General features: G+C 70.0%; 15 protein-coding genes. 7 read left to right on the top strand and 8 right to left on the bottom strand.

From position 1 onward, the window contains the following. Nucleotides 1–97 precede the first annotated feature (97 nt). The 5 genes from ligM (IEX37_RS09885) (at nt 98) to IEX37_RS09865 (ending at nt 5532) form a co-directional block, all read left to right on the top strand. Complete coding sequence (gene ligM, locus IEX37_RS09885) at nt 98–1474, top strand: vanillate/3-O-methylgallate O-demethylase (protein ID WP_188756100.1); 1377 nt, start codon at nt 98–100, stop codon at nt 1472–1474. Between the two features lie 164 nt (nt 1475–1638). After that, complete coding sequence (locus tag IEX37_RS09880) at nt 1639–2514, top strand: methylenetetrahydrofolate reductase (RefSeq protein ID WP_308421668.1); 876 nt, start codon at nt 1639–1641, stop codon at nt 2512–2514. Then, nucleotides 2511–3386, top strand: a complete 876-nt coding sequence (purU, locus tag IEX37_RS09875; RefSeq protein WP_188756098.1) for a formyltetrahydrofolate deformylase — start codon at nt 2511–2513, stop codon at nt 3384–3386. The genes IEX37_RS09880 and purU overlap by 4 nt, the downstream gene beginning before the upstream one ends. Before the next feature lie 43 nt (nt 3387–3429). Then, nucleotides 3430–4839 (top strand): vanillate/3-O-methylgallate O-demethylase, encoded by a 1410-nt coding sequence (gene ligM / locus IEX37_RS09870; RefSeq protein WP_188756097.1) that lies wholly within the window; start codon nt 3430–3432, stop codon nt 4837–4839. 90 nt (nt 4840–4929) lie between these two features. Continuing rightward, nucleotides 4930–5532, top strand: coding sequence for a PadR family transcriptional regulator (locus IEX37_RS09865; RefSeq protein ID WP_188756096.1), 603 nt, complete (start codon nt 4930–4932; stop codon nt 5530–5532). Between the two features lie 62 nt (nt 5533–5594). Here the strand turns inward: IEX37_RS09865 and IEX37_RS09860 are convergent, their stop codons facing one another. Beyond that, nucleotides 5595–5900: an EthD family reductase gene (locus IEX37_RS09860; RefSeq protein WP_188756095.1), complete on the bottom strand. Its 306-nt coding sequence runs from the start codon at nt 5898–5900 to the stop codon at nt 5595–5597. Nucleotides 5901–6061: 161 nt separating this feature from the next. Between IEX37_RS09860 and IEX37_RS09855 the strand changes: the two genes are divergently transcribed. Next, nucleotides 6062–6655, top strand: a complete 594-nt coding sequence (locus tag IEX37_RS09855; protein ID WP_188756094.1) for a carboxymuconolactone decarboxylase family protein — start codon at nt 6062–6064, stop codon at nt 6653–6655. Between the two features lie 6 nt (nt 6656–6661). Here the strand turns inward: IEX37_RS09855 and IEX37_RS09850 are convergent, their stop codons facing one another. The 7 genes from IEX37_RS09850 to IEX37_RS09825 form a co-directional block, all read right to left on the bottom strand. After that, the gene (locus IEX37_RS09850; RefSeq protein ID WP_188756093.1) at nt 6662–9832 is read right to left on the bottom strand and encodes a DEAD/DEAH box helicase; all 3171 of its coding nucleotides are present in this window, start codon (nt 9830–9832) and stop codon (nt 6662–6664) included. Nucleotides 9833–9881: 49 nt separating this feature from the next. After that, nucleotides 9882–10211 carry a hypothetical protein gene (locus IEX37_RS09845; RefSeq protein WP_188756092.1) on the bottom strand — a complete coding sequence of 110 codons (330 nt, stop codon included), beginning with the start codon at nt 10209–10211 and terminating at the stop codon, nt 9882–9884. A gap of 59 nt (nt 10212–10270) precedes the next feature. Beyond that, nucleotides 10271–10531: a DUF2599 domain-containing protein gene (locus IEX37_RS09840; protein ID WP_229663196.1), complete on the bottom strand. Its 261-nt coding sequence runs from the start codon at nt 10529–10531 to the stop codon at nt 10271–10273. Continuing rightward, nucleotides 10464–11234 carry a hypothetical protein gene (locus IEX37_RS15970; protein ID WP_229663198.1) on the bottom strand — a complete coding sequence of 257 codons (771 nt, stop codon included), beginning with the start codon at nt 11232–11234 and terminating at the stop codon, nt 10464–10466. Before IEX37_RS15970 ends, IEX37_RS09840 begins: the two co-directional genes overlap by 68 nt. Before the next feature lie 103 nt (nt 11235–11337). Next, the gene (locus tag IEX37_RS09835) at nt 11338–11517 is read right to left on the bottom strand and encodes a hypothetical protein (RefSeq protein ID WP_188756090.1); all 180 of its coding nucleotides are present in this window, start codon (nt 11515–11517) and stop codon (nt 11338–11340) included. Between the two features lie 414 nt (nt 11518–11931). Then, nucleotides 11932–12261: a PadR family transcriptional regulator gene (locus IEX37_RS09830; RefSeq protein WP_188756089.1), complete on the bottom strand. Its 330-nt coding sequence runs from the start codon at nt 12259–12261 to the stop codon at nt 11932–11934. A gap of 42 nt (nt 12262–12303) precedes the next feature. Further along, nucleotides 12304–14271 (bottom strand): M13 family metallopeptidase, encoded by a 1968-nt coding sequence (locus tag IEX37_RS09825; RefSeq protein WP_188756088.1) that lies wholly within the window; start codon nt 14269–14271, stop codon nt 12304–12306. An 85-nt stretch (nt 14272–14356) separates the two neighbouring features. Between IEX37_RS09825 and IEX37_RS09820 the strand changes: the two genes are divergently transcribed. After that, on the top strand, nt 14357–15733 hold the full coding sequence (locus IEX37_RS09820; protein ID WP_229663190.1) for an MATE family efflux transporter: 1377 nt from the start codon (nt 14357–14359) through the stop codon (nt 15731–15733). Nucleotides 15734–15735: the final 2 nt, after the last annotated feature.

Below are 15735 nucleotides of genomic sequence, written 5' to 3'. Positions count from 1 at the left end.
GTGCTACCGCACAAACTCATGTTTTACAGGGGTGCCGTCCCCTGTCAAGACTGGGACTGCGTGGCGCCGAGGAGCGCACGCGATTCAAGGAGGAATCATGGCGAGCAATCTCGAAGAGGCGATCTCGGAGGCGGGCGGCCCGGTCCCGCTGCTCTGGGAGTCGCAGACCCCGCCGGCGGTCGTGCCCCGCGTGGTGCAGGAGTTCTCGAACTGGCGCGACGAGCAGCTGGCGTGGCGCCGCACCGCGGTGATCTACGACCAGTCGCACCACATGGCGGACCTCAACATCAAGGGCCCCGACGCGCTCAAGCTGATCCGCGACACGGCGATCAACTCCGTCGAGAACTTCCCCGTCGACATGGCGAAGCAGTACGTCGCCGTGTCCCCGTCGGGTCACGTCATCGGCGACAACATCCTCTTCCACCTCGAGGAGGACGAGTACCAGGCCGTCGGCATCCCGCCGTCGATCAACTGGCTGCACTACCACGCCGTCACGGGCGGCTACGACGTCCGGATCTGGCGCGACGACAACTCGCTGGTCCGCCAGGGCGACCCGGTCGTGTACCGCTACCAGGTGCAGGGCCCGGGCGCGCTCGACGTCATCCGCGAGGCGACCGGCGAGGAGCCGCCGAAGCTGAAGTTCTTCCACATGACGCGCTTCACGATCGGCGGCAAGGAGGTCCGCGCGCTCCGTCACGGTATGGCGGGCGAGCCCGGGTTCGAGATGTGGGGCCCCTGGGAGGACCACGAGGCCGTGCACAGCGCGCTCCTCGAGGCCGGCAAGAAGTACGACCTCGTCCAGGTCGGCGGCCGCGCGTACCACACCAACGCGCTCGAGTCCGGCTGGCTGCCCCGCCCGCTGCCCGCGATCTACACGGGCGAGGAGCTCGCCCCGTACCGCCGCTGGCTGAAGGAGAACGCCTACGAGACGATCTCGCCCCTCGGCGGCAGCTTCCACTCGGAGAACATCGAGGACTACTACATCACGCCCTACGAGCTGGACTACGGCCGGCTCGTGGCGTTCGACCACGACTTCATCGGCCGCGAGGCGCTCGAGAAGATGGTGGCGGACGGCAAGACCGACACCCGCCGCAAGGTGACGCTGGTCTGGAACGGCGAGGACGTCGAGAAGGCGATCGGCTCGTCCCTGTTCCACCAGGGCCCGGGGGCGAAGTACTTCAACCTCCCGATGTCCCTGTACGACACGTTCCACTACGACCGCGTCGAGGCCGACGGCCGCGTCGTGGGCCTGTCCACGTGGACCGGCTACTCGGCGAACGAGCGTGCGATCCTCTCGCTCGCGGTCGTCGAGCCCGAGTTCGCCACGCCGGGCACCGAGATCACCGTCGTGTGGGGCGAGGACACCCCGTCCTCCAAGCTCCAGGTCGAGGACCACGTGCAGGTCACCATCCGCGCGACCGTGCAGCCGGCTCCCCTGACGGAGGAGGCGCGCACCAGCTACCGCGCGAACTGACGCCATGTCGACGCATGCCCCGGGCCACTCGCCCGGGGCATGCGTCGTTCCGTCCGGCGGACGAGGCCGGAGAAAATTTTCTGACCCCTATGGACTTTCCCTATCGAGATAGGTAATGTCCATCTCGGATGCGCGAAGGCGCGCAACGGACCGAAAGGACCCCCGTGGCTGACACCACCTCGCCGCAGGCGAAGATCATCGACGACTTCTCCCTGGAGATGACCGGCAAGGACGTGCCGGGTCTCCGGGAGGCTCAGGACGTGATCCCTCAGGGGACGCGTGTGAACGTGACGTTCCTCGGGAACGAGGACCTGGAGATGCGCGTAACCGCGGCGAAGGCGGTCAAGGACGCGGGCTTCATCCCGATCCCGCACATCTCCGCCCGCCGTCTGTCCTCGCAGGCGCAGCTGGAGGAGTTCCTCGACCGGCTGCAGCAGGTCGGCGCGACCGAGCACGTGTTCGCGGTCGGCGGCGACCCGACCACGCCGGAGGGCCCGTACGACAGCGCCTACGACCTGATCCGCTCGGGCGTGCTGCAGAAGTACGGCGTCAAGGAGGTGTCGATCTCGGGCTACCCGGAGGGCCACCCCGACATCAAGACCGACGTGCTGTGGGACCACCTCGAGAAGAAGGCCGCCTCGCTCAAGGAGCAGGACCTCGGCGCGGTCATCCTGACGCAGTTCGCATTCGACACCGACCCGGTCATGTCGTGGACCCGTGGCGTCCGCGACCGTGGGATCGACGCGACCATCCGCATCGGCACCCCGGGACCTGCCGGCATCAAGCGCCTGATCAACTTCGCCCGCCGCTTCGGCGTCGGCGCGAACGCGATGATCGTGAAGAAGTACGGCTTCTCGCTGACCAACCTCATGGGCACCGCCGGACCTGACAAGTTCGTCACGGAACTGGCCGACCTGGTCGAAGCCGACCCCAAGGCCGGGGACGTGAAGCTGCACATGTACGCGTTCGGCGGCCTCCGCGCCACGGCCGAGTGGTGCCGCGACTACCAGAGCAAGGTCTCCGGGGGTGCGGCCCGATGAGCGCCCAGGTGACCCCCCTGCTCGACCAGGCGTGCCTGATCGTCCACGGCCCGGACCAGCCCGGTGTCGTCGCGGCGGTCGCGGCGCTGATCGCCCGCAACAACGGCAACATCGTGTCGCTGGACCAGTACTCCACCGACCCCGGCGGGGGCGACTTCTTCCAGCGGGTCGTGTTCCACCGCGCCGACCTGGCCGCGGCGAAGGCCGACATCGAGGCCGACCTGGCCGGCACGCTCGAACCGTTCGGGATGAACTGGACCCTCACGGACCAGTCGGTGCCGAAGCGGATGGCGATCCTGGCCTCCACGTCCGACCACTGCCTGCTCGACCTGCTGTGGCGGCACCGCCGCGGGGAGCTGCCCGTGACGATCCCGATGGTGATCTCCAACCACACCAACACCGCCGACGACGTCCGCTCCTTCGGAGTGCCGTTCTTCCACGTGCCCTCCCAGCAGGGCCCGGACAAGTCCCAGTCGGAGGCGGAGATCCTGCGCCTGCTCGAGGGCAACGTCGACTTCGTCGTCCTGGCCCGCTACATGCAGGTCATCTCGGCCGACTTCCTCCAGAAGGTCGGCGTGCCGGTGATCAACATCCACCACTCGTTCCTGCCCGCCTTCATCGGCGCCGGCCCCTACCGCAAGGCCAAGGAACGCGGTGTGAAGCTGATCGGCGCGACCGCCCACTACGTCACCGAGGAGCTCGACGAGGGCCCCATCATCGAGCAGGACGTCGTGCGCGTCACCCACGCCGAGACCGTCAAGGAGCTCCAGCGCCGCGGCGCCGACGTCGAACGAGCCGTCCTGTCCCGCGCCGTCGAATGGCACGCACAGGACCGCGTCATCCGACACGGCAACCACACCATCGTCTTCTGACGATCCCGAAACCCACAACCCAACCCACAAAGAGAGGTTCATCGTGGCACCCAAGAATCTGCAGCAGGCCATCGACGAGGCGGGGAACGCCGTCGAGCTGCTGCGCAACTCGCAGATCGGCTCGTACATCTACCCGGTCGTGCCGGCCGACTTCCAGAACTGGATCAAGGAGCAGCGGGCGTGGCGCAACACGGCCGTGCTCTACGACCAGTCGCACCACATGGACAACGTGTTCCTCAAGGGCTCGGACGCCATCAAGCTGATCAGCGACACCGCGATCAACTCGGTCGCGAACTTCCCGGTCGACAAGGCGAAGCAGTACGTGCCGACCACCGCCTCGGGCCATGTCATCGGCGACGGCATCCTCTTCCGGGAGGCGGAGGACGAGTACGTGTACGTCGGTCGCGCCCCGGCGTCGAACTGGCTCATGTACCACGGTGAGAAGGGCGGCTACGCCAACCTCGACATCGAGGTCGACCGCCGCTCGCCGTCGCGTCCCTACGGCCACGCCGTGGCGCGCAAGTACTACCGCTTCCAGATCCAGGGCCCGAACGCCTGGGACGTCATCGAGAAGCTCAACGGCGGCCCGCTCGAGCAGCTGAAGTTCTTCACCATGTCGACGATGACGATCGCCGGCAAGACGGTCCGCACGCTCCGCCACGGCATGGCGGGCGCCCCCGGCCTCGAGCTGTGGGGTCCGTACGAGGACCACGACCTCATCCGCGACACGATCGTCGAGGTCGGCGCCGAGTTCGGTCTCGTCCCCGTCGGTTCGCGGGCCTACCCGTCGAACACGCTCGAGTCGGGCTGGATCCCCTCGCCGCTGCCGGCCGTCTACACGGGCGCCGAGGAGGCGGACTACCGTCAGTGGCTCGGTGCCGACAGCTACGAGGCCACGGGCACGCTCGCGGGTTCGTTCGTCTCGGACAACATCGAGGACTACTACCTGACGCCGTGGGAGCTCGGCTACGGTTCGTTCGTGAAGTTCGACCACGACTTCATCGGTCGCGACGCGCTCGAGAAGATCGACCCGGCGACCCAGCGCAAGAAGGTCACGCTGGCCTGGAACGCCGAGGACCTCGCGAAGGTCTGGGCGTCGCTGCTGGACGTCGACGGCCCGCAGTACAAGTTCTTCGACCTCCCGCTCGCGAACTACGGCTCGGCGAACTACGACGCCGTGATCGACGCGGACGGCACGGTCGTCGGCTACTCGATGTTCACGGGCTACAGCTCGAACGAGAAGCGCGGCCTGTCGCTCGCGACGGTCAACCCGGACGTGCCCGAGGGCACCGAGGTCAAGGTCGTCTGGGGCGAGCCGAACGGCGGCAGCAAGAAGGCCTCGGTCGAGCCGCACGAGCAGTTCGAGGTGCGCGCGGTCGTCAGCCCCGTGCCGTACTCGACGGTCGCCCGCAAGGAGTACCAGGGCGGCTGGCGCACGGGTTACAACAACTGACCCAAGCGCTGTGAGAATCGAGGGGCCCGGGCCGAGCGCCCGGGCCCCTCGCCTACCCAGACGACGACGTACGGACAAGGGGAAGACCGGATGAGCCTTCGCTACGCGCTCCTGGCGCTGCTGCGCGTCGGTCCGCTGTCGGGCTACGACCTGCAGAAGCAGTTCCAGGTGTCTGTCGGACACCTGTGGCACGCGCCCGACAGCCAGATCTACCCCGAGCTGCGAAAGATGGAGAACGACGGCCTGGTCGTCGGCGAGGACCAGGCGCGGGGCGAGCGTGGCACCCGGCGCGTGTATCACGTGACACCGGAGGGCGACCAGGACTATCTCCGCTGGATGGAGGAGCCCCTCCCCTACGCCCGCGTGCGGGAGCCCGCCAACCTGAAGGCCGCGTATCTCGAGGCCGCGTCCCCCGCGGCAGCGCGCGCCTTCCTCCGTGACCACATCCGCCACTGGAGCGGCGAGCTGGAGCAGTGGGAGGAGGAGCTCGTGCGCATCGACGCGCGCGCCAACCCCATGCTCATGCGCCGCATCGAGTCGCAGGACCCCGAGGAGCGCGACCGCACCGTGGCCTTCAAGCGCTTCGGCTACGAGGGTCTGGTCGCCCGGGCGCGCGCGGAGATCGCCTGGGCCGAGAGCGGCCTCGAGCTCGTCGACCGCCTGTACGGAGCCGAGCCGGTCGCCACCGCGTGACGCTTCGACAGGGAGGGCCCGGACCGGCGCACGGTTCGGGCCCTCCCTGTCGGCCGGGGGGTTCAGCCGCCCTTGACCTCGTAATCGAGCACGATGGTGCCGGGAGGGGCGTAGTTGGGCACGTCAGCGCTGACGGCCTGGCCCTCGGGAGACTCCAGCGCGGCCCCGAGGGTCCGCGCGTCGGGGAAGTCCGCCTCGAAGATCGCGAAGTAGGGGCTGTCGCCGGCGGCCGCGTGGACGTCGAGCGTGTATCGCCACGCGAGCATGCCGGGCAGCTTCGCCGCGAGAGGCAGGTGTGTGCCCTCATAGTAGGACGCGAACGCCTCGGGGTCTGCGGGGTGCGGGTAGAGGACGATGAGCTTGTGCATGGCCGCAGTCTGCCGGTGACCGCGCGGCGAGCGGAAGCTCCCTTTCCGTTTCCTTCCCGTCTCGACATGCTCCGTGCACGAGACGACAACCCGGATCTGCGACAACGGTAGTGCGGCACGTCGCGTCACCGCAGGAGGGCCGTGCCGCAGGAGGAGAGACGATGGACGAGGATCACGGCCGCTTCCGCTCACCGGTGCGCGGAGAGCTCGACGAGCGCCGCGCGGCGGTGTACGACGCGATCGTGTCGGGACCGCGCGCGCAGCGCACACGCCTGACGCCCCTCACGGACGAGGACGGCCGCCTGCTCGGTCCGTTCGGCCCCATGCTTCTCGCACCCGGCGTGGGAGACGCCGTGCAGGAGCTCGGCGCCGCGATCCGCTTCCGCGGGGAGCTCGACGACCGTCGACGCGAGATCGCGATCCTCACCGTGGCCGAGTGCGAGCGCAGCGGGTTCGAGTGGTTCGCGCACGAGCCCCCGGCGCGCGCCGCGGGGGTCTCCGACGCCGACATCGAGGCCGTGCGTGCCGGGCGGGAGCCCGGCGATGAGGCGCTGCGGATCGTGTGGCGGATCGTCCGCGACCTCGTCACCCGCGGCGCGCTCGACGACGACCTGCACACGGACGCCGTCGCCGCCGTGGGGGCCGAGGGGATCGCGGAGCTGATCTGGCTGACGGGGCACTACCGCATGCTGGCGACGGCGCTGCGCGTGTTCGACCCCCCCGTGCCGGCCGGAGCCCGAGACGTCTTCCGGTGACGCCGGTTACTCGATCAGCCCGCGGAAGTCCGCCGCCGTGAGGGCCCCGACGTGCTCGGCGCCCGCGTCGCCCAGCACGTCCCGGAAAAGGCGGGACTTCTTCTCCTGCATCGCGACGACCTTCGCCTCGATGGTGCCCTTCGAGATCAGCCGATAGACCACCACCGGCCGTGTCTGCCCGATGCGGTGTGCGCGATCCGTCGCCTGCGCCTCCGCGGCGGGATTCCACCACGGGTCCAGGAGGATGCAGTAGTCGGCCTGCGTGAGGTTGAGCCCGAACCCGCCCGCCTTCAGGGAGATGAAGAAGACGGGGACCTCGCCCGCCGTGAAGCGCTCCAGCATGCGCCGACGGCCCGCGCCCGAGACCGAGCCGTCGAGATAGGCGTACGCCAGCCCGAGCCGGTCCGCGACCGCGGCGGCCCTGCCGAGGAACGACGTGAACTGACTGAAGACGAGCACGCGGTGCCCGTCTGCGACGATCTCGTCGAGCAGTTCGGCCAGCTTGTCGAGCTTGGCCGAGGGCGCCGCCGCCTCCCCGGCCAGCTCGGGATCGAGGGCCAGCATCCGCAACGTCGTGAGCGAGCGCAGGATCTCGATGCGGTTCGCCTGCACGTCCTCCAGCAAGCCCATGACCTTCTGGCGCTCGCGCTGCAGCCGCACGGCGTACGCGCGGCGGTGGGCCGGGTGCAGCTCGACCTCGAGCACCTGCTCGGTCTTCTCCGGAAGGTCCGTCGCGACCTGCTCCTTCGTGCGGCGCAGCATGAACGGCCGCAGCCGGCGGCGCAGGCGCTGCAGCCGCTCCCCGTCGCGCTCCCGCTCGATCGGCTTGCGGTACTGCTCGGAGAACGTCCGCTCGCCGCCCAGCAGTCCCGGGGCCGTAAGAGCCGCGAGCGCCCACAGCTCCAGCAGGTTGTTCTCGAGCGGCGTGCCCGTGATGGCGAGCTTCGTCGGCGCAGTCAGGAGCCGCGCGCAGCGGTACCCCTGTGAGCGGTGGTTCTTGAGCTGCTGCGCCTCGTCGAGCACGAGCACGCGGAAGCCGAGCGCCTCGTACTCGTCGAAGTCGAGACGGAACAGTGCATAGCTCGTCACGATGAGCCCGGCACCGCCCACGCGCTCGGCGAGCGGCACGCCGCGCTTGGCGGTCGTCTCTTCGATGCCGACGGCCGCCAGGCCCGGCGCGAAGCGAGCCGCCTCGCCGACCCAGTGGCCGACGACGCTCGTGGGAGTGACGACGAGGAAGCGCGATCCCGGCTCCTCCTCGCGCGCCCGCTCGAGGGCCGCGAGGACCTGCACGGTCTTGCCGAGCCCCATGTCGTCCGCCAGGATGCCCCCGAGCCGGTGGCCGCGCAGGAAGTCGAGCCACGCGTAGCCCACGCGCTGGTACTCCCTGAGCGTCGCGCGGAAGCCGTGCGGCACCGGCACGGGCGCCAGCCGGTCGGTCTCCGCCAGCGCGCGCACCCGCTGGAGCCACTCCTGCTCCTGGGCGGCGACCACCCCGAGCGAGACCAGCTCCTGCCACAGATCCACCTGCCACCGGCTGATCCGCAGGGGCCCCGACGGCCGGTCCGACAGCGCGCGTGCCTCCTCGAGGATCCGCCGCAGCGGATCGAACTGCTCCGCGCCGAGCTCGAAGACCGTGCCGCTGGGAAGCACGAGGTACCGGTCCCGCGCGACGAGCGCGGTCAGCAGCGTCCCGAGCGGGACCGGCTCGCCGCCGACGTCCACCGCGACCTCGAGGTCGAACCAGTCGCTGCCGTCCGGCTGGGCCGACACGTGCACGACGGGCAGCTCCTCCGCGAAGCGGTAGCGGGGCAGTTCGTCGGTCTCCTCGATCCGCAGCCCCTCGACATCGCGCAGGCGCGGCAGCACGGCGGCGAGGAACTCGACCGTCTCGTCCTTCGTCAGGCTCGCGGCGCCGAAGATCGTGCCCTGGCGCACGCCGAGCAGGCCCGCCCGGTCGCCGGCCGCCGCCGCGACCGCGTCCGCGATCTCCCGCTCGTCGGCGGGGATCCGCGCGGTCGCGCCGCCGGGATACTCCCAGCGCCACGCGAGGCGCGCCAGGAGCCCGGGATGCGCGACCTGGAGCACGAGCTCCGGACGCGGCGGGGCCGGAGGCTCGTACGTGTCCGTGAGCGACCGCAGAGGCGCGAGCCGGCGCAGCCGCGGCAGGTAGTCGCGCTCGAAGTCGGCGATCGCGGCCTCGGGGATCGCGAACGGCTCCGCCTGTGCGAGCCGCGCGAAGGCGTCGGCGAGGGGTTCCCGCAGCGGCACCAGCTCGCGCACGCGCTCGTCGTCGGCGACCGCCATCGCGGCGACGGGAGTGCCGACCGGCAGCGGCCGGAGCCCCTCGGGTGCGTCGAGCTCGATGACGGGCCGCACATGGAGAGCACCGTCGCGGCGGTCGAGGGAGAAGAAGCTGTCCACCGGCTCGGAGCGCAGCACGACCTCCGGCTGGGCACGCGTGTCGGCGACCAACCGGACGCCGGCGTCGCGCAGCTCCGTCAGCACGTCCCACAGCCCGCGGCTCGGGAGCTCGTCGAGCCGGATCCACTGGGGCGCGCGGTCGTAGTACCCCCACCGGCTCGGATACCGGCGGGCGGACGCCTCCCCTCGCGAGAAGTGCTCGCGAGACTCGTAGAGCGCCGCGAGTTCGCCGAGGGCGCGCCGCTGGGGCGCGGCCAGCCCCCGCCCGTCCAGGTCGCGCCACCCGATGCCGGTGCGGATCCACGTGCCCCGGCTGCCGCGTACGGCCGGGCGCACCTGCACCCCGTCGCCACCGGCCGCGCCGTCGATCCCGACGAGCAGCGCGACCTCGGTCGCGCCCGCCGCGGGGTCCTCGTCGAGCACGCGCTCGAGGGCGCGCCGCCACGGCTCGACGCGGCCGCTCCCGCCGCCGCGACGCTGCGCGGCGCCCGCCGCGAGCGCGTGCATCACGGCGACCGCGTGCACGCACAGCGAGAACCCGCAGGACTCGCACTCGGCGTCGATGCGGCCGTCCTCCCAGACGTCCAGGAACACCGCCCACCGGCCGACGCGGGCCTCGTAGGACGAGGATTCCGGCGCGTAGGACTCGTCGACGACGCGCACGCTCCCCTGTCCGGCGAGGTGCGCACCGGAGCGCAGCACCCAGTCGGGGACGACGCCCGCGAGGGCTCCACGGCTCAGCTCGAACGGCACCACCCGAGCCTACGGCGGACCGCCGACGGGCGCCGACCTGTCGCAACAGCTACGGGTGCCGTCTGCTCTTCGAGGTCCGCGGGACAAAGCCGGTGCGGCGCCGGCCGCGGACGGCGGCCGCGACGAGCGCTGCGACACCAAGGAGGGCGAGGATGCCGCCGAGGATGACGATGCCGCGGTCGGTGGGCGTGATCCGGGTGAGAACGAAGACCGTGTTCTCGTCGAGCCCGAGGTCGAGGTCTTCGACGTACATGTAACGCGCGAAGATGGAGAAGAAGAGAGTCGCAACCGAGTAGAGGCCTGTGGCCAGGAGCGCGACCCCGACGACGACGAGAGCCCGAATTCGCGCAGCCTGCGCCGTTGCTATCTGAGTGGCCATGGGTTTCTCCTTCTTAGGGTGGGATGGGGACCAGTGGACGCCTGGCCCCCATCCGGTGGTTACGACCAGGCCCCGTCGTAGGGATTGCAGCGGTACTGGACGAGCGACTGCGCCCAGTTCACAAGCGGCCGCCAGGACTCGAGGTTGTACTGCGGCAGCGACGCCGGGAGTCCTGCAATGTGGCAGTAGAACTGCTCCTGGATGGTGTCCGTCCACCGCCACGAGTTGCTACCCAGCTTCGATTTCACCTCGTCAACGTGTGCAAACCAGGTCGCTGGACCGGCCCAGGTCTGCCCCCACGCCCGCGGCGTGACGTTGATCTTGTAGCCCTGGGAGGGGAACGTGACCGTCGGCTGGTAGTAGAGGTCTTGCCCCAGCCAGGGGTCCGCAACGATCGTAGGCATATTGCCCGCCGTCGTGATCGATCAGTTGCGTAAGTGTCGTCCCATCCACCTGGTAGCTGGTGCGGACAGGTGCACCGTTGGCGTCGACCGCCCACGCGGTAGCGACGCCGCCGATGAACTCCCCGCTCGCGCTGGTGATGTGCACCGCGCCATCCTCGTCCACGGTCAGCGTCGCGCCCTCCGCCACGTCGATGCTGTAGCTGTAGCTGTCCGGGGCTGTGGCATCGTCGAGGATGGTCAGAATCTGCACCGATCCGTCGTCCTTCACCAGCGGAACACTGGTCGCACCGTTCCCGTGCTCGAACAGCCGCACGCCTTGGCCGCCGACGGAGTCCTCCGCGACGGCCGCTGTCGCGGGAAGCCAGATCGACACGCTCGTATCTTCACCATGAGTCGTGATGGGCTCCGCTCCCGTCGATGGAACCGTAGCCGGAGTGACTGCTTCGGCGCCGCGCGCCGCGGATGCGCCGTCATACAGGGTCTCGCGAACCTCCGGTGCCACACGCGCGAGAAGCGCATCGAGGGTTTCGCTGCCCTCCGCGTTCGCGGCCGTTGCCGGCGATATCGCCAACACTCCCAGTACGGCGACTGCGAGGACCGCTACTCGTCTGTTCTTCACGTTCGTTCTCCCCATTCTGGATCCCTGGGGCCTCGAGGCGAGGCCCCACCCGGGAGACTAGGGCTAGATATGTAGATATAGCAGGGAAGCAGCAACGGAATCTTCACGATCGGCGCGACGGCACCGGCATCACGGGAGAGAACATCAGATAGAGCACGGTCAGACTCACAGCCGACGGGATCGTGATCCATGCCGGAACCAGCGCCAAAGCCACGAGGACGATCACCGCATAGGCGGGAGGCGCGCAGGGTCGCCATTGCCGGTTCTCGCGCATGTCGACCACCAATCTGTTTGGAGCGTTACGGCCGATGCTATATCTACATATATAGCTAAGACAAGGCTGACGTTCCGGAAGCTCTCGGCGGCTCGCACGGCGGTGATGCGATCAGCCATGCGAGCAGCCCCAGACCCACGATGGGAATGAGGAACCACGGGGGAACGAAGGACACCGAGACCAGGAGTGCGACCGTAATGAGCGCGGCTCTCACCCATCGTCTCCGGCCCCATGCGAACGGACCCCGGCGAACAACGAAAGCGATCGCGCCGCGGGCGATGTCGCCACGGTCCACACCGAGGTCGTCGGCATGGTCCAGATCGGCCGCCCACGTCTCGGCCATGATCCGGCTCTCCGGGTGGGGGAGGAGCGCCGCGGCTGCCCTCACCGTGGATCGTGCCGCGCGCTGCCCCCTGTGCATGCCTACGCTCCGGCTAGGCCGACGGGCCGCATCCGCGGCGAGTGCCCCAGTGCCTGCTTGTTCTCGAAAGTGGTTATCGCCGCGACAGCTAGTTCCCGCGCTTCCTCATGAAGCTGGTAGTAGCGACGCCTCGCGCCGTGCCGGGGCGTCTCGTCCTCCCAGGCGCTGGAAACCCACCCCAAAGATTCGAGGCGATCGAGGATCGGGTACACGCTGCCGCTTGGGCGGCTCGTTGTCTTGACGATCTGGAGCCCCCACACAGGATCTTCAGCCGCGACAAGCACCTTCAACACGTCGATCGTGGCTGGCGTTAGTCGAGACAATCGCTCCATATGTCGAGATGATACGCCTGGCCTATCCCCCGCAGACGCTCGCTACCAGATGCTCACGCGCTCCTCAGGGGGCAGCCACAGCGCATCCGCCTCGGTGACGCCGAACGCATCGTAGAACGCATCGATGTTGCGCACGATCTGGTTGCAGCGGAACTCGTTCGGCGAATGCGGGTCGACCGTGAGAAGCCGGATGGTCTCGGCCTCGCGCCCCTTCTGCTGCCACACCTGGGCCCACGACAGGAACAGGCGCTGCACGCCCGTGTACCCGTCGATCACGGGCGCCTCTTCGCCGCCCAGCGACAGCTCGTACGCCTTGAGCGCGATGCCGAGCCCGCCCAGATCGCCGATGTTCTCACCGACGGTCAGCGAGCCGTTGACCCTGTGCTCCTCGTCGAGGCCGCGCGGCGTCAGGGCGTCGTACTGGGTGATGAGCGCCTTCGTGCGCTGCTCGAACGCGGCGCGGTCCGCCTCGGTCCACCAGTCGTGCAGGCGCCCGTCGCCGTCGTAGCGGCTGCCCTGGTCGTCGAACCCGTGTCCGATCTCGTGTCCGATCACGGCGCCGATGCCGCCGTAGTTGGCCGCGGCATCCCGCTCCGGATCGAAGAACGGGTACTGCAGGATCGCCGCGGGGAACACGATCTCGTTCATGAGCGGGTTGTAGTACGCGTTGACCGTCTGCGGCGTCATGAACCACTCGTCGCGGTCGATGGGCCGACCGACCTTGCCGATCTGACGGTCGTGCTCGTGCGCGCTCGCGCGCCGCACGTTGCCGAGCAGATCGGCGGCGTCGATCTCGAGACCGCCGTAGTCGCGCCACCTCGCCGGGTAGCCGATCTTCGGCGTGAACGCGTCGAGCTTGCGCAGCGCGCGCTCCCGCGTGTCGGGCCCCATCCACTCGAGCGTGGAGATGCTCTGGCGATACGCCTCGATCAGGTTGGCCACGAGCTCGTCCATGGCGGCCTTGGCGGCCGGCGGGAAGTGCCGCTCGACGTACACCCTGCCGACGGCCTCGCCCAGGGCCCCTTCGGCGAGCGCGACGCCGCGCTTCCACCGCTCGCGGATCTCGGGGACGCCCGTGAGCTCCGTGCCGTTGAACGCGAAGTTCTCCGCCACGAAGGGATCCGGCAGATACGGCGCCGCGGCGCGCACGATTTTGAAGCGCAGCCAGGCCTTCCAGTCCTCGATCCGCTCGTCGGTCAGGAGCGTGCCGAGCCCCTCCAGGAAGGACGGCTGATACGCGACCGCCTCCGTGAACGCGGCGGCGTTGCCGGGCGCGACGCCCTCGAGCCACGGCGTGAGGTCGCGGCCGAGGAGCCGCTCGATCTCCGACCACGGCTTGAGGTTGTACGTGGCGACCGCGTCGCGGCTGCGCACGTTGTCCCAGTGGTGACCGGCGATCTCGGTCTCGAGCGCGATGATCCGGTCGGCCTGGCCGGAGGCGTCGCCGATGCCCGCGAGCTCCAGCATCCGCTCCACGTGCGTGCGGAAGACGCTGCGCGTGCGGGCGAACCCGTCGAGGCGGTAGTAGCTCTCGTCCGGCAGCGAGATCGCCCCCTGCACGAGGAACGGCACGTAGCGCGTCGGGTCGCCCGGATCCGGCTCGACGAACACCCCGATGACGTTCGCGACGCCCTCCCGGTCGAGGGCTCCCACCGTGCGCAGGAAGGAGGGGATGTCCGTGACGGCGTCGGCCTGGGCCAGGTGATCCTCGAGCGGTGCCGCGCCGAGCTCGTCGATGCGCTCGGTGTCCATGAAGCTCGCGTAGATGTCGCCGACCTTGCGCGCGTCCGTGCCCGGCTGCGCCGCCTGCGACTCGAGGACGATGTCGCGCACGTCCTTCTCGGCCTGCTCCGCGAGCAGGTGGAACGATCCCCATCTGGCCTTGTCGCCGGGGATCTCGGTGCGGTCGATCCACGCGCCGTTCACGTGGCGGTAGAGGTCGTCCTGGGGGCGGATCTCGGGGCTCAGCTCATCGAGGGCGATCCCGGATCGGAGAGGGGCGTCCGTCATGCTGCCACTCTACGGCCGCGGCATCCCCCTCGACCCGGTCCCCCGCGCGGAGACCGGCGTCCGGGGCCGTGCCTACCCTGAAGGGGTGAGCAGCACGAGAGCGCCCCGCGTCGGGGACGCGGCGCCCGGCCGAGAGATCCTGCGGCTGGCGCTGCCCGCGCTGGGCGCGCTCATCGTCGAGCCGCTGTTCCTGCTGGTCGACGCTGCCATGGTGGGCCATCTCGGCGTCGCGCCGCTGGCGGGGCTGGGCATCGCGTCCGCTGTGCTGCAGACCGTCGTCGGCCTCATGATCTTCCTGGCCTACTCGACCACGCCCGCCGTCGCGCGGCAGTTCGGTGCGGGGGATCTGCGGCAGGCCGTGTCGGTCGGGATCGACGGGCTGTGGCTCGCGCTCGGCATCGGGGCGGTCCTCGCGATCGTCGGCTATGCCGCCTCCCCCGCGCTCATCGCCGCGTTCGGCGCATCGCCGGACGTCGCCGCGCAGGGCGTGACCTACCTGGGGATCTCCATGTGGGGCCTGCCGGCGATGCTCCTGGTCTTCGCCGCGACCGGCCTGCTGCGCGGCATGCAGGACACGGTCGTGCCGATGTGGATCGCCGGGGCCGGTTTCACGGCCAACGCGGGGCTCAACGCCCTGCTCATCTACGGGGCGGGCTGGGGCATCGCCGGTTCGGCCGCGGGGACCGTCATCGCGCAGTGGGGCATGGTCGCCGCATACGTCGTCGTCGTGGCGCGGCTCGCGCGCCGACACGGCGCGCGAGTGCGGCCCCGGCGCGCGGGAATCCGCGGCTCGGCGCTCACGGGCGGCTGGATGTTCCTGCGCACGGTGAGCCTGCGCATCGCGCTGCTGCTGACGGTCGCGGCCGCGACGTCGCTCGGCACCCCCGAGCTCGCGGGCTGGCAGGTCGTCTTCACGATCGCGACGACCGCTGCCTTCGCTCTGGACGCGCTCGCGATCGCGGCACAGGCGCTCATCGGCCGGCACCTCGGCGCGGGCGACGTGCCGGCCGTCCGGTTCGTGCTGCGACGCACGCTCGCGTGGGGCGCATGGTTCGGGCTCGCGCTCGGGGCGGTGATCGCCGCCCTGTCGGGGGTGCTGGGCCTGGCCTTCACGGGAGACCCCGACCTGGCCGCGCTCATCCAGCCCGCCCTGCTGCTGATGGCGGTCGCCCAGCCCCTCGCCGGGGCCGTCTACGTGCTCGACGGCGTGCTGATGGGGGCCGGGGACGCGCGCTACCTCGCGATCGCGGGCGGGCTCAACCTCGTGCCCTTCCTCCCCGCTCTGGGGCTGCTCGCGTGGCTGTCGCCGGTGGGCGCGGGCGGTCTCGCGTGGCTCACCGCCGCGTTCTTCGGCGTCTATCTGTCGGCGCGCGCGGTCACGCTGGGCGTGCGCGTGCGCGGGCGCGCCTGGATGTCCGCGGGCGACGCAGACCGCTCCTCACCGGCATCCTCGGCCCGTTAGGC

Origin of the sequence: Microbacterium album (assembly GCF_014643695.1) — a bacterium.
Lineage (GTDB): Bacteria > Actinomycetota > Actinomycetes > Actinomycetales > Microbacteriaceae > Microbacterium > Microbacterium album.
The sequence above is the reverse complement of the archived record's forward strand: the minus strand, read 5'-3'. Positions and strand labels throughout refer to the sequence as shown.